This is a genomic window from Caulobacter sp. GW821-FHT10A06 (assembly GCF_059415805.1).
On the sequence record NZ_JBWKNY010000006.1, the window covers coordinates 189,368 to 204,032 of the forward strand.

At 68.4% G+C, this 14,665-nt stretch carries 6 protein-coding genes; 5 read left to right on the forward strand and 1 reads right to left on the reverse strand.

The features are described from left to right. Positions 1-50 precede the first annotated feature (50 nt). A complete protein-coding gene (locus AC07NF_RS19040; RefSeq protein ID WP_454714872.1) occupies positions 51-644 on the forward strand; it encodes a TetR/AcrR family transcriptional regulator in 594 nt (197 codons plus the stop codon). Next, positions 641-1,780, forward strand: a complete 1,140-nt coding sequence (locus tag AC07NF_RS19045) for an HlyD family secretion protein (protein WP_494629864.1) — start codon at positions 641-643, stop codon at positions 1,778-1,780. Before AC07NF_RS19040 ends, AC07NF_RS19045 begins: the two co-directional genes overlap by 4 nt. On the opposite strand, the gene AC07NF_RS19050 is transcribed toward AC07NF_RS19045, so the two are convergent. Then, positions 1,777-2,907 (reverse strand): acyltransferase family protein, encoded by a 1,131-nt coding sequence (locus tag AC07NF_RS19050; protein ID WP_494629867.1) that lies wholly within the window; start codon positions 2,905-2,907, stop codon positions 1,777-1,779. The two genes, AC07NF_RS19045 and AC07NF_RS19050, sit on opposite strands and share 4 nt — an antisense overlap. Before the next feature lie 200 nt (positions 2,908-3,107). Here AC07NF_RS19050 and AC07NF_RS19055 point away from each other — a divergent pair, with 200 nt between their 5' ends. From AC07NF_RS19055 to AC07NF_RS19065, 3 genes are all read left to right on the forward strand, one after another. Further along, positions 3,108-4,445 carry a dicarboxylate/amino acid:cation symporter gene (locus AC07NF_RS19055; RefSeq protein ID WP_494629870.1) on the forward strand — a complete coding sequence of 446 codons (1,338 nt, stop codon included), beginning with the start codon at positions 3,108-3,110 and terminating at the stop codon, positions 4,443-4,445. 71 nt (positions 4,446-4,516) lie between these two features. Next, entirely contained in the window at positions 4,517-6,814 is a 2,298-nt protein-coding gene (locus AC07NF_RS19060) for a glycoside hydrolase family 3 N-terminal domain-containing protein (protein WP_494629873.1), read from the forward strand. A gap of 389 nt (positions 6,815-7,203) precedes the next feature. After that, positions 7,204-14,613, forward strand: coding sequence for a beta strand repeat-containing protein (locus AC07NF_RS19065; RefSeq protein ID WP_494629874.1), 7,410 nt, complete (start codon positions 7,204-7,206; stop codon positions 14,611-14,613). Positions 14,614-14,665 lie beyond the last annotated feature (52 nt).

Genomic DNA, 14,665 nt, shown 5'->3' on the forward strand with positions numbered 1-14,665 from the left:
AAAGTATGATGGTCATAATATTATATGCGTCATGTAATTGAGGCCGCAAGATGCGCTACGACACCGAACACAAGGCGCGCACCCGCCAGAAGGTGCTGGACGAGGCCGCCAAGGCCATCCGCGAGGAGGGGCCGCACCGCCTTGGCGTTGCCGGGGTCATGGCCCGCGCGGGCCTGACGCATGGCGGCTTCTACGCCCACTTCCCGTCCAAGGAGGCCTTCGTCGCCGACGCCATCGCCCACATGTTCGAGGGCGGTCCGACGGTGATGCTGGAGAAGGTCAAGGGCGCGCCGCCGCGCGAGGCCCTGACCGGCTATATCGACTTCTACCTGTCGGCTCGGCATCGGGACTCGCGCTCGGGCGGTTGCCCGCTGCCGTACCTGGCGGTGGATGCGCCGCGCCTCTCGGAAGCCTCCCGCGAGCGCTACGCCAAGGGCGTGGCCCACCTGACCGGGATCATCGCCACGCACCTGGCGGCCCTGGGCCGCGACCATGCCGAGGACGAGGCCAGCTCGACCCTGGCCGAGCTTGTCGGCGCGCTGACCCTGGCGCGCGCCGAGCCCGACGCCGATCGCTCCGACGCCATTCTCGAACGCTCGCGGACGCACCTGAAGCGCCGCCTCGGCCTGGAGGCCGCCCAATGACCGACGCCACGTTCAAGGAAGGGTTTGGCAAGGAAGGCCTCGTCGAGGCCCCCGCCGCCAAGGCCAAGAAGGCGCCGTTCTCGCGCAAGACCGTGTTGGCCGTGGGCGGGGCGATCGTCGTGGCCGCCGGCGGCGCGGCCTTGATCGCCATGCCCAAGGGCTCGGTCTCTACCGACGCGTCCTATCTACAGGCCGACAGCTCCAGCGTCGCGCCGCGCGTGCGAGGGCTGGTGTCTCAGGTACTGGTCGCCCACAACCAGACGGTCAAGCGCGGCGAGCCTTTGGTCCGCATCGATCCGGAAGAGTTCGACGCCCGGGTGGTTTCGGCCCAGGCCGACATCGCCAATGCCGAAGCCGTCGCCGCCAGCGCCCGCGCCGCCCTGATCTCGCTGGACGCCGAACAGCGCCTGGCGGGCTCCAACATCCGCGCCGCCCAGACCGCGATCGCCGCCGCCGACGCCGAGAACGTCCGCGCCCAGGCTGACCGCAAGCGCTACGAGGATCTCGCCGACAGCGGCGCGGTAGCCCGGCGCGACGTCGAACGCTTCCGCGCCGCCGCCGTAGGGGCCCAATCGGCCGCCGACCGCAGCCGCGCCCAGCTCTCGGTCAGCCAGGACCAGGCGGCCGTCACCGCCGCCAAGCGCGCCACGCTGTCGGCCAACCTGGCCCAGGCCGAGGCCGCCGTGGCCCGCGCCCAGGCCGCCCTGATCCTGGCCCGCCAGGACCAGACCCATACGGTGATCGTCTCGCCGATCGACGGCGTGGTCGGCGACCGCCAGGCCGAGCCCGGCGACTATGTCCAGCCCGGCACGCGGCTGATGACCATCGTGCCGACGCGGGCGCTGTACGTCGTCGCCAACTTCAAGGAGACCCAGGTCGACCGGATGCTGCCGGGCCAGGAAGCGACGATCAAGGTCGACGCCTTGGGCGGCAAGACGCTGAAGGGCCATGTCGACAGCTTCGCGCCGGGCTCGGGCTCGCAGTTCTCGCTGCTGCCGTTCGAGCCGGGCACGGGCAACTTCACCAAGATCGTCCAGCGCGTGCCGGTGCGGATCCGCATCGATCCGGGCCAGGCCGAGGTTGCGCGTCTGCGGCCGGGCCTGTCGACGACGGTGAAGGTGCGGCTGAAGGGCTAGCGCCGGGCCAGGACCCGGTCGCGCAGCCTGAGGAAGGGCCGCTCGACCGCGTGATGCAGGGCGAGGGCGGCGACCAGCACCGTGCAGCCGTAGAGCGCGAAGGCCGGCCAGCCGGCCAGCGCCTCCGATCCCAGCCAGGCCTTGTCCAGCGTGTAGACCGGCTTGTGGACCAGGTAGAGGCTGTAAGACAGCGCCGCCAAGGTCGCGACGCCGGGCAGGGGGATCTTCGCTAGCCACGGCTCGGCGTCCAGCGAGGCCGACAGCAGCAGGGCGCAGGCCAGCGAGAACAGCGGATAGCCGAAGGTCGAGCCGGCGAAATCCAGCGCGGGGCCTTGGTCTTTGATAGCGAGCAGCGCGCCGGCCAGGACCGCAAGACCTCCGAGCAGCGCCGCCCTGGCCGGCAGCCAGCGAGCCATCTGCTGAGGTCGGAATGTCCGTCCCGCCGCCAGCAGCACGCCCAACAACAGACCGTCCAGCCGCACCCAGGTCGGATAGTAGAGCTTGGCCATGAAGACGTTCCACGGCGCATCGGCCACGGACGGGTACAGCCCGGCCCGCGGCGCCATGCCGCCGACCAGGATCACGCCGGCCACGGCCAGGCCGATCCACCGGGCGCGGCCGCGCAGCGCCAGCAGCACCAGCGGCGCCAGCAGGTAGAAGTACTCCTCCACGCACAGCGACCACGCCGAGCTGAAGGTGCCGGTCGCCTTGGCGTCGAGGTTCCAGTTCATGCTGAAGGTCAGGAACCGCCAGGCGGGCAGCATGACCTTGCCCTCGCGCATGGTCGGGACCAGCAGATACAGCGCCAGGATCACGAGGAACGCCGGCAGGATCCGGAAGGCGCGGCGCAGGTAGAAGTCGGCGAAATCGACGCCCTGGCCCTTGGCGATCCGCGCCATCAGCTGGCCGCCGATCAGGTAGCCCGACAGCACGAAGAACACGTCGACGCCCAGCCAGCCCCAGGGCCAAACGTCGGGCAGCACGCCGACCCGCGCGGGCCGGGGCAGGTGCCACAGCATCACCATCAAGACGGCCAGGGCGCGCAGCAGGTCCGGCCCGACCGCGCGTGTGGACTTGATCGCGGGCGTCTCGACCGTCGCCGCGCTCGCATAGTCCGCCACCCGCATGTTCGCCCCCGCCTGCCGCGCCCGCAGTTGCGACTTCCGGCTGAGTCCTGTCGAGGGGACGAGGCGAGCATCACGAGAAGTTGCTGCCGCGTCTTTAGGCAGATCAGTTTTCCTCGCAGGGCCTTCCGAAAAACCGCGCTCGTAATTCCCACTGTGGCGCACGACATTTATGGCCGAGTTAGTTTCGTCGAGGATCGACCATGGCCGCAGCCAAGAGCAGCCGCTTCATCAGCGGGTTCGGGTTCCAGGTTCTGGCCGCCATGGCCATTGGCCTGGGGCTGGGCCTGCTGGCGCGTAACCTGGGACCGGCCGAAGGGCAGGCGGGTTACGCCCTGGCCGAGACCCTGCATCAGGTCGGCGCGATCTTCGTCCAGCTGCTGCGTGTGCTGGTGCCGCCGCTGGTGTTCACGGCCATCGTCGCCTCGATCGCCAACATCGCCCAGCTGCAGAACGCCGCCCGCCTGGTCTGGCGCACCCTGTTCTGGTTCGCGGTCACCGCCCTGATCGCGGTGCTGATCGGCATCGCCCTAGGCCTGATCCTGCAGCCCGGCCTGCACACCACGGTCGAGGCCGCCGCCGCCAAGGCGCCCAAGACCCACGGCTCGTGGCTGGACTTCCTGACGGGTCTGGTGCCCAGCAACATCCTGGGCCTGGCCGCCTCGACCAAGATCACCGACGGCGCGGCGACGACGGGCCTGTCGTTCAACGTCCTGCAGATCGTGGTCATCTCGCTGGTCACCGGCGTCGCGGCCCTGAAGGTCGGCGAGGCGGGTGAGGCCTTCCTGAAGTTCAACGCCTCGGCCCTGGCGATCGTGCGCAAGGTGCTGTGGTGGGTGATCCGCCTGACGCCGATCGGCACCATCGGCCTGTTCGGCAACGCCGTCGCGCAATACGGCTGGACCACGCTGGGGCAGCTCGGCGCCTTCACCGGCGCGATCTATATCGGCCTGGCTTTGGTGCTGCTGGTCGTCTACCCGACGATCCTGGCGCTGAACGGCCTGAACCCCGTGAAGTTCTTCCAGGGCGCCTGGCCGGCGATCCAGCTGGGCTTCGTCTCGCGCTCGTCGGTCGGTACCCTGCCCGTGACCGAGGCCGTCACCGAGACCAGCCTGGGCGTGCCGCGCGCCTACGCCGCCTTCGCCGTGCCGTTCGGCGCGACCACCAAGATGGACGGCTGTGCGGCCATCTATCCGGCGATCTCGGCGATCTTCGTGGCTCAGTTCTTCGGCGTGCACCTGGCCTGGTCAGACTACTTCCTGATCGTCTTCGTCTCGGTGATCGGCTCGGCCGCCACGGCGGGCCTGACCGGTGCGACGGTGATGCTGACCTTGACCCTGTCGACCCTGGGCCTGCCGCTGGAAGGCGTGGGCCTGCTGCTAGCCATCGACCCGATCCTGGACATGGGCCGCACCGCCGTGAACGTCGCCGGCCAGGCCCTGGTCCCGACCATCGTCGCCAAGCGGGAAGGGATCCTGGACCTGGAAACCTACAACGCCGCTCGCGTTCCGGCCGAAGCTGAGTTGCACCCCGCCGAATAGGCGAGCGCGGTTGCGCCGGGCGACGTTAGCGGCAATTTTGCCGGCCTGTTGAAGCGTCCCCGGGGGATTCCATGATCTTGAAGACGACGAACGGCGGCCCTGCCGGGCCGAACCGACGCGCCTTCCTGTCCGGCGCGGCCGCCCTGGCGGGCCTGGCCGTGAGCGCTCCCAAGGCCTTCGCGCGTGCCTCCGATCGTGTCGAGCGCCTGCTGGCGCAGATGACGATCGAGGAGAAGGCCGGCCAGCTGTCGGTCTTCGCCGACATGATCCGCCCGCCGATCGGCGACATGAACCCGCTGGTCAATATCCGCAACGCCCAGACCCTGACCGCCGAGGTCAAGGCCGGCCGGATCGGCGCGCTGTTCAACGGCGTCGGCGCCCAGGCCGCGCGGGACACCCAGAAGGCCGCGATCGAAGGTTCGCGCCTGAAGATCCCGCTGCTGTTCGCCGCCGACGTGATCCACGGCTTCCGCACTGTGTTCCCGATTCCGCTGGCCGAGGCCGCCAGCTTCGATCCGCACCTGGCCGAGCGCACCGCCCGCGCCACGGCGGTCGAGGCCACGGCCGCCGGTCTGCACTGGACCTTCGCGCCGATGGTCGACGTGGCCCGCGACCAGCGCTGGGGCCGGGTGGCCGAAGGCTCGGGCGAGGACGTGTTCCTGGGCGAGGTGCTGGCCGCCGCCCGCGTGCGTGGTTTCCAGGGCAAGGACCTGAAGGCCGACGACAGCATGCTGGCCACGCCCAAGCACTTCGCCGCCTATGGCGCGGTGACGGCGGGGCTGGAGTACAACTCGGTCGAGCTGTCGGACGCCACCCTGCGCGAGGTGCACCTGCCGCCGTTCCAGGCCGCCTTCGCGGCTGGCGCCCTGACGACCATGTCGGCCTTCAACGACGTCAACGGGATCCCGGCCACGGCCAACAAGATGCTGCTGACCGACATCCTGCGCGGGGAGTGGGGCTTCAAGGGTGTCGTGATCTCGGACTACACGGCCGACCAGGAGCTGGTGGCCCACGGCTTTGCCGCCGACGACCGCGACGCCGCCCGCCTGGCCATCCTGGCCGGGGTCGACATGAGCATGCAGAGCGGCCTCTACATGCGCTACCTGCCGGAGTTGGTCGCCTCGGGCGCGGTGCCGATGGCGGTGGTCGACGCCTCGGTGCGCCGGGTGCTGGCGCTGAAGGAGGCAATCGGCCTCTTCGACAATCCCTACCGCTCGCTGGACCCGCAGGCGGAAGCCCAGCACACCGCCACGCCGGCCATGCGCGCCCTGAGCCGCGAGTCCGGCGCGCGCTCGATCGTGCTGCTAAAGAACGACCGCGCCTTGCTGCCGCTGCCGCGTGCGGGCAAGCGCCTGGCCCTGATCGGCCCGTTCGCGGACGACCGCGACAACGTGCTGGGCGCCTGGGGCGGCTTCTTCGCCGACCGCCGACTGAACGTCGACCTGGCCACCGGCCTGCGCGCCCAGCTGGCTGATCCCGGCAGCCTGATCGTCGAGCGCGGCTGCGAGGTCGAGACGACCATCGCCGGCGGCTTCGAGCGCGCCGTGGCCGCCGCCCAGGCCGCCGACATCGTGCTGCTGGCGATCGGCGAGAGCCAGGACATGACGGGCGAGGCCAAGTCGCGCACCGACATCCGCATCCCGCCCGTCCAGATGCGCCTGGCCGAGGCCATTGCCGCCACGGGCAAGCCGGTGATCGTCCTGCTGCGCCATGGCCGCGCCATCCAGCTGGAGGGTGTGGTCCGCGACGCGCCGGCGATCCTGGCCACCTGGTTCCTGGGCAGCGAGATGGGCAACGCCGTGGCTGATGTGGTGTTCGGCGCCGTGAACCCCTCGGGCAAGCTGCCGGTCAGCTTCCCGATCGACAGTGGTCAGGAGCCGTTCTTCTACAACGGCCGCACCACCGGCCGCCCGGCGCCTTCCGACCCGAACGGCCAGGAGTACAAGGCCCGCTGGCGCTCGATCCGCAACGACGCGCTGTATCCGTTCGGCTTTGGTCTCAGCTACACGCGCTTCGACGTTACCGACATGAAGCTGTCGACGCCGCGCCTGGCCTGGAACGACACGCTGCACGTGACCGCCAAGGTCAAGAACAGCGGCAACCTGCACGGCGACCACGTCGTCCAGCTGTACATCCGGGACCGTGTCGCCAGCCGCACCCGGCCGGTGCGCGAGCTGAAGGGCTTCCAGCGGGTCTCCCTGGCGCCGGGCGCTGAGCGGGAGGTGCGGTTCGAGCTGAAGCGACAGCACCTGATGTTCGTCGGCGACAACGAGTACTGGATCGCCGAACCCGGAGTATTCGACGTTTGGATTTCCAGCTCCTCGGTCGACGGATTGGTCGCCAGTTTCGAGCTTCTCCCGGTTGGGTAGAGGGTGTCTCGCGAATCGCGTGCCCAACCGTAAACGGCCGCGAGGAGCCGTTTCGGGCTCAAAAAGCCTCCAAAACCCCACTGCATTAGTCGCCCGTTAGGAGAATCTTGTGGGGGCAGGCATAGGCGTGGTTTTCGCGAGCTTTGCTGATCGCCCTTGTCTTGTAAGGATTTTTCGGACTTCATGCGTCCGAAGTTTCCGCGTCTAGAGGTGTGCGAACGCACAAACGTCGTCTGCGGCCGCATGTCTCGTTGAAAGGACTTGGAAAGGAAATAAGGTTACGCCCGTCGGGCCGTAGTGTGGCTTGATTGAGGCGCTTGCGTTGTGGGGGGCGTCTTCAAATTGCTTCGAGCGCGCGCTGGGGCGCGTTCATCAGCAAGGATGAATGTATGGCGATCTCGAGTCTCTCGGTCGGGCAGATTACCGCTCTGTCGGTCACGGCCATCCAAGGTCTGTCGACCACGGACATTCAGTCCCTCAACGGATCCCAGATCGCCGCGATCAGCGCGACGGGCATCGGCGCGCTCGCCGACACCCAGGTCGCCGCGCTCAGCGCGACCCAGGTAAAAGCGCTCACCACGACGCAGATCCCGAAGTTCGCCACTTCGGTGACCTTCGACGTCACCCAGCTGACCCAGCTTTCGACCAACCAGGTTTCCGCGCTCACCTCGACCCAGCTGGCGGCGCTGGACACCTCGCACATCGCGGTCCTCAGCTCGACCCAGATCGGCGCTTTGTCGACCACCAACTTCTCGGGGCTGGACGGCACCCAGGTCGGCCAGCTCAATGAGAGCCAGGTCAAGGGTCTGACCGTCGCGCAGGTGAAGGCGCTCTCGACCACCGACATCGGCGAGATGTCGGGCACCCAGATCAGCTATCTGTCGACCGACCGCCTGACCGCGCTGACGGCCACCAACATCTCGGCGATGGACGGGACCCAGATCTCGGTCCTCAGCACCAACCAGATCGCATCGCTGACGACCAGCCAGATCAACGGGCTGAACGCCACCGACGTCGGCGAGCTCTCGGCCGCCCAGGTCGGCGCCCTGACGACCCAGCAGATCGCCTCGCTGAAGCCCGCCAGCTTCTCGGCCCTGGACGCCACCCAGGTGGCTGGCCTGTCGGCCAACCAGATCAAGGCCGTCACCGCCGACCAGGTCAAGGCGCTGAACGCCACCGACATCGGTGAGTTCACCACGGGCCAGATCGGCTCGCTGACCACCGCGCAGGTCGCGCTGCTGGCGACCACCCAGGCCTCCGCCCTGGCGACGACCCAGGTCGCGGCCCTGGCGACGACCCAGGTCGCGGCCCTGTCGACCTCGGCCTTCAAGGCGCTGGACGTCACCCAGGTCGGTTCGCTGACCGAGACCCAGATCAAGGCGGTGACCACCCAACAGCTCGCCGCGCTCGACGCGACCAATGTCAGCGAGCTGGCCAACACCCAGGTGGGCGCGCTGAGCGCCACCCAACTGGGCGCGCTCACCACCAGCGCCTTCTCGGGCCTGGACCTCACCCAGGTGGCCGCCCTGTCGACCGACCAGGTCAAGGGCATCACCGTCAGCCAGCTGAAGGCGCTGACGACCACCGACATCGGTGAACTGACGGCCACCCAAGTCGCCGCGCTGAACACCACCCAGCTGACCAGTATCACGACCGGTAATATCTCGGCGCTGAACGAGACGCAGGTCGCCGCGCTGGCCACGACCCAGATCAAGGGCCTGACCACCCAGCAGGTGGCGGCGCTGAGCGCGACCGACATCGGCGAGCTGGCCGACACCCAGGTCGCCGCCCTGACGGTCGACCAGATCAAGAACCTGACGACCGGCAACGTCTCGGCCCTGAGCTCCACTCAGGTCGCCCAGCTGGCCACCACCCAGATGGCGGCCCTGACGGTCAATCAGGTCAAGGCGCTGAACGCCACGGATATCGGCGAGCTGTCGGCGGCCCAGGTGGGCGCCATGACGACCTCGCAGATCGCGGTCCTGGCCTCGACGCAGGTCAATGCGCTGTCGTCGACCCAGATCGGCGGCCTGACCTCGGCCCAGGTTGGCGCGATCACGACGAGCAACCTCGTCGTGATGGACTCCACCCAGATGGGTTCGCTGAGCGCGCTGCAGCTGAAGGGCATGACGACCCAGCAGCTGGGCGCCCTGACGACCACCAATGTCAGCAATCTGGCCGACACCCAGGTCGGCGCGCTGTCCGCCGCCCAGCTGGGCGCGATCACCTCGACCAGCTTCTCGGCGCTGAACGGCACCCAGATGGCGGCCATCACGACCGACCAGCTGAAGGGCCTGACCGCCAGCCAGATCAAGGGCCTGAACGCCACCGACGTCGGTGAGCTGTCGACGACCCAGATCTCGTCGCTGTCGACCGCGCAGCTCAGCGCGATGACGACCGGCAGCCTGTCGGCGATGGACGCCACCCAGATGGCGGCCCTGACGACGTCTCAGATCAAGGGTCTGACGACCAGCCAGCTGCAGGGCCTGTCGACCACCGACATCGGTGAGCTGACGACGACCCAGATCGGCGCCCTGACCGCCGACCAGATCAAGACGCTCTCCACGAGCAACATCTCGGCCCTGGCCGACACCCAGGTCGCGGTCCTGACGAGCACCCAGATCAAGGGTCTGACGACTGCCCAGCTCGGCGCGCTGAGCGGGACGGACATCGGCGAACTGGCCGACACCCAAGTCCAGGCGATGTCGAACGCCCAGCTGGCGGCGCTGAACCAGACCGCGGTGAAGAGCCTGTCGGTCACCCAGATCGGCGCTCTGAGCGCGAGCCAGGTGGGCGCGTTCTCGGCCAGCAACTTCTCCGCGATGGACGCCACCCAGGTCGGCGCCCTGACCGCGGCCCAGATCAAGGGCCTGACCGTCGACCAGGTTAAGGGTCTGAACGCGGCCGACGTCGCCGAACTGGCCACGACCCAGGTCGCGGCTCTGGTCACGACCCAGCTGGCGGCGCTGACCACCACGGCCTTCACGGCCCTGGACGGCACCCAGGTGGCGGCGCTGACCGAGACTCAAATGAAGAGTCTCACGACCAGCCAGCTGCGCGCCATGTCGGCGACGGATATCGGCGAGCTCGCCGATACGCAGGTGAAGGCGCTGACGACCGGTCAGGTGTCGCAACTGACCGACACCGGCTTCTCGGCGCTGAACGCGACGCAGGTCGCGGCGCTGGAAACGACGCAGATCAAGGCCCTGACGGCCACCCAGCTGAAGAACCTGTCGACCACCGACATCGGCGAGTTCACCTCGACCCAGATCGGTTCGCTGACCGTCGACCAGATCAAGAGCCTGTCGGCCGCCAACATCTCGGCGATGGACTCCACCCAGGTGTCGGCGCTGGTCAACACCCAGCTGCAGGCGCTGAACGCCACCCAGCTGAAGAGCCTGACGACCACCGATATCGACGAGCTGTCGTCGGCCCAGATCGGCGCGCTGACGGCCGCCCAGATCACCGGCCTGGCCTCGACCCAGGTGCAGGAACTGTCGACCACCCAGATCGGCGGCCTGACCTCGACGCAGCTTGGCGCGATCACCTCGACCAACCTGACGCTGATGGACTCGACCCAGCTGGGCGCGCTGACGGCGGGGCAGCTCAAGGGCCTGACCGCGCAGCAGGCGGCCGCCCTGACGACCACCAATGTCAGCGCTCTGGCCGACACCCAGGTCGGCGCCCTGGCGGCGACGCAGCTGGCCGCTCTGTCGACCGGCGCCTTCTCGTCCCTGAACGCCACCCAGGTGGCGGCCCTGAACGAGACCCAGGTCAAGGCGATCACCGCCAGCCAGATCAAGGCGCTGAACGCCACCGACATGGGTGAGCTGACGACGACGCAGGTCGGCCAGTTGACCACCTCGCAGATCGCCGCGCTGACGACGACCAGCTTCTCGGCTCTGGACGCCACCCAGTTCAGCGCGCTGACGACCGCCCAGCTGAAGGGCGTGACGCTGGATCAGGTGAAGAACCTGAGCACGACCGACGTCGCCGAACTGACCACGACCCAGATCGGCGCCCTGAGCGTCGACCAGGTCAAGAGCCTGACCCCCACGAACCTGTCGGCGCTAGACGCGACCCAGTCCGCGGCCCTGACGGTCACCCAGATGAAGGGCCTGACGACCAGCCAGCTGAGCGGCCTGTCGACCACCGACATCAGCGAACTGGCCGATACCCAGGTCGGCGCGCTGTCGGCCGTCCAGATCGCTGCGCTGAACGTCAATGACCTGACCACGACCCAGATCCAGGGCCTCAGCACCACGCTGATCGGCGCGCTGGGCGCGACCAAGTTCGCGGCCTGGGACGCCACCCAGGTGGGCGCGCTGGCGACGACCCAGATGAAGGGTCTGACGACCAGTCAACTGGCCGCGCTGAGCGCGACGGACGTCGGCGAACTGGCCGACACCCAGGTGGCCGCCCTGGCGGCGACGCAGCTGGCGGCCCTGTCGACCGGCAGCTTCTCGGCGCTCAGCGCCACCCAGATGGCGACGCTGAACGAGACCCAGATCAAGGGGATCACGGCCAGCCAGCTCAAGGCGCTGACCACGACCGACATCGGCGAGCTGACGACGACCCAGGTCTCGCAGCTGACCACCTCGCAGATCGCGGCCCTGACCGACACGGCCTTCTCGGCCCTGGACGCCACCCAGGTCGCGTCGCTGAGCGTGACCCAGATGAAGGCGGTCACGGCGACGCAGCTCAAGAACCTGTCGGCGACCGACATCGGTGAACTGGCGACGACCCAGGTCGCCGCCCTGAGCGCCGACCAGATCAAGAGCCTGTCGGCGGCCAGCGTCTCGGCCCTGGCCGACACCCAGGTCGCGGCCCTGGCCAACACCCAGATCCAGGCGCTCTCGGCGACCCAGCTGAAGGGTCTGTCGGTCACCGACATCGACGAACTGAGCTCGGCTCAAGTCGGCGCGCTGTCGGCCCTGCAGATCGGTTCGCTGGCCGGCACCCAGGTGCAGGAACTGTCGACGACCCAGATCGGCGGCCTGACGTCCACCCAGCTGGGTGCGATTTCGACCACCAACGTCCAGCTGCTGAACGACACCCAGATCGGCGCGCTGACGACGGCTCAGCTCAAGGGCCTGACCGCCCAGCAGGCGGCCGCGCTGACCAGCACCAACGTCGCCGCCCTGGCGGACACCCAGGTGCAGGCGCTGTCGACCGCGCAGATTGGCGCCCTGACGACGACCAGCTTCTCGGCCCTGAACGGGACCCAGGTCGCCGCGCTCTCGGCCGATCAGGTCAAGGGCATCACGGCGACCCAGCTGAAGAACATGACGACGACGGACGTCGGCGATCTGGCGACCACTCAGCTCCAGGCGCTGTCGACCTCTCAGATCGCCGCCCTGACGACCACGGCCTTCCAGGCCCTGGACGCCACTCAGTTCGGCTCGCTGACCGCCACCCAGGTCAAGGGCATCACGGTCGACCAGCTGAAGAACATGACCACCACCGACATCGGTGAGCTGGCGACCACGCAGATCCAGGCCCTGAGCTCCAGCCAGCTGGCCGCGCTGACGACCAGCAACCTGTCGGCGCTCGATGCGACCCAGATGGCTTCGCTGACGGTCACCCAGATCAAGGGTCTGTCGAACGCGCAGATCCAAGGTCTGAACACGACCGACATCGGCGAGCTGGTCGACACCCAGATCGCGGCCCTGAGCACGGCTCAGGTTACCGCCCTGGCCACGACCCAGGCCGCGCAGCTGTCGACGACCCAGATCGGCTCCCTGGGCTCGACCCAGATCGCGGGTCTGACGACCTCGGCCCTCCAGGCCCTGGACGCCACCCAGATGGGGTCGCTGACCGCCAACCAGTTGAAGGGTCTGACGACCCAGCAGGCCGGCGCGCTGCGCGCCGCGGATGTCGCCGAACTGGCCAACACCCAGATCGCCGCGCTGAGCGCCACCCAACTGTCGGCGCTGACGACCACGGCCTTCTCGGCCCTGGACGGCACGCAGATGGCGGCGCTCAACGAGTCGCAGATCAAGGGTCTCACCACCCTGCAGGTTAAGAACCTGACGACGACCGACATCGCCGAGCTGGCCGACACCCAGGTCAAGGCGCTGACTGGCACGCAGCTGTCGGCCATGACCACGGGCAGCTTCTCGGCGCTGGACGCCACGCAGGTCGCGGCGCTCACGGTCACTCAGATCAAGAGCATCGCCACCAGCCAGATCGCGGCCCTGAACGCGACGGATGTGGGCGAGTTCACGACGACCCAGATCGCGGCCCTGACCGTCGACCAGATCAAGAACCTGTCGGCGGCCAGCGTCTCGGCCCTGGCCGACACCCAGGTCGCGGTCCTGGCCAACACCCAGATCCAGGCGCTCTCGGCCTCGCAGCTGAAGGGTCTGTCGGTCACCGACATCGATGAGCTGTCGTCGACCCAGATCGGCGCGCTCTCGAACCTGCAGGTCGGGGCCCTGGCCTCGACCCAGCTGCAAGAGCTGTCGACGACCCAGATCAGCGGTCTGACCTCCAGCCAGATCTCGGCGATCTCGTCGACGAACATCAACCTGCTGAGCGACACCCAGATCGGCGCCCTGAGCACCGACCAGGTCAAGGGCCTGACGACCAGCCAGATGGCCGGTCTGAATGCGACCAGCATCGGGGCCATGGCCGACACCCAGGTCCAGGCGCTGACCTCGACCCAGCTGGCCGGCATGACCTCTGGCGGCTTCTCGAGCCTGAACAGCACGCAAGTGGCGGTCCTGACCGCGACGCAGCTGAAGGGCCTGACGACCGCCCACATGAAGGGCCTGACGACCACCGACATCGGCGAGCTGGCGGACACCCAGATCCAGGCGCTGTCGGCGGCTCAGATCGGCGCGCTGACGACCTCGGCCTTCTCGGCCATGGACGCCACCCAGATGGCGGGGCTGAACGCCACGCAGATCAAGGGCATCACCGTCGATCAGATGAAGAACCTGACGACGACCGACATCAGCGAGCTGACGACCGGGATGATCCAGTCTCTGGCCACCAGCCAGCTGGTCGCCCTGTCCGTGACCAACCTGTCGGCGATGGATGCGACCCAGATGGGCTCGCTGGCCACCACCCACATCAAGGCGCTCACGGGCGACCAGGTGAAGGGTCTGTCGGCGACCGATATCGGCGAACTGACCACGGCCCAGATCGGCGCGCTGAACACCGCCCAGGTGGTTCTGCTCAACGCGACCCAGGCGGGCGAGCTGTCGGTGACCCAGATCGGCGCCCTGGCCACGACCCAGGTCGCGGCGATGACCGCGACGACGTTCTCGAGCCTGAGCGACACCCAGGTGGCCGCTCTGAACGAGACGCAGGTCAAGGCCATCACCACGACCCAGCTCAGTGCGATGAACACCACCGACGTGGGCCAGTTCGTCGGCACCCAGATCGGCGCGCTGACCACCCAGCAACTGCAGTCGATCTCGTCGGCCAACCTCTCGGCTCTCGACGCCACCCAGAGCGCGTCGCTGACCACGTCCCAGGTCAAGGCTCTGACGGCCTCGCAGCTGAAGGGCCTGACGGCGACGGACGTGGCCGACCTGGCCGGCACGCAGCTGGCCTCGCTGGCCACCACCCAACTGGCCCAGCTGTCGACCGACGTGATCGCGTCGCTCAGCACCACCCAGATCGGCCAGCTGGAAACGAGCCAAATACCGGGTCTGACCTCGACCCAGCTGGACTTCCTGTCGACGACGAACATCGAAGCGATGACGCCGACCCAGGCGAACTCTCTGACGCAAAGCCAGGTGCAGAGCCTGAGCGACGCCCAGATCGTCTCGTACCTGAACGCGACCTGATAACGGCTGCCGCCTGCGCCCTTGGGCGCGGGCGGCGGATCGTCTCTCGGCC

Bases quoted from the DNA above. Each gene is read 5' to 3' on its own strand.
- AC07NF_RS19050 (WP_494629867.1), bottom strand. From the start codon at position 2,907: ATGCGGGTGGCGGACTATGCGAGCGCGGCGACGGTCGAGACGCCCGCG.
- AC07NF_RS19055 (WP_494629870.1), top strand. From the start codon at position 3,108: ATGGCCGCAGCCAAGAGCAGCCGCTTCATCAGCGGGTTCGGGTTCCAG.
- AC07NF_RS19040 (WP_454714872.1), top strand. From the start codon at position 51: ATGCGCTACGACACCGAACACAAGGCGCGCACCCGCCAGAAGGTGCTG.
- AC07NF_RS19060 (WP_494629873.1), top strand. From the start codon at position 4,517: ATGATCTTGAAGACGACGAACGGCGGCCCTGCCGGGCCGAACCGACGC.
- AC07NF_RS19045 (WP_494629864.1), top strand. From the start codon at position 641: ATGACCGACGCCACGTTCAAGGAAGGGTTTGGCAAGGAAGGCCTCGTC.
- AC07NF_RS19065 (WP_494629874.1), top strand. From the start codon at position 7,204: ATGGCGATCTCGAGTCTCTCGGTCGGGCAGATTACCGCTCTGTCGGTC.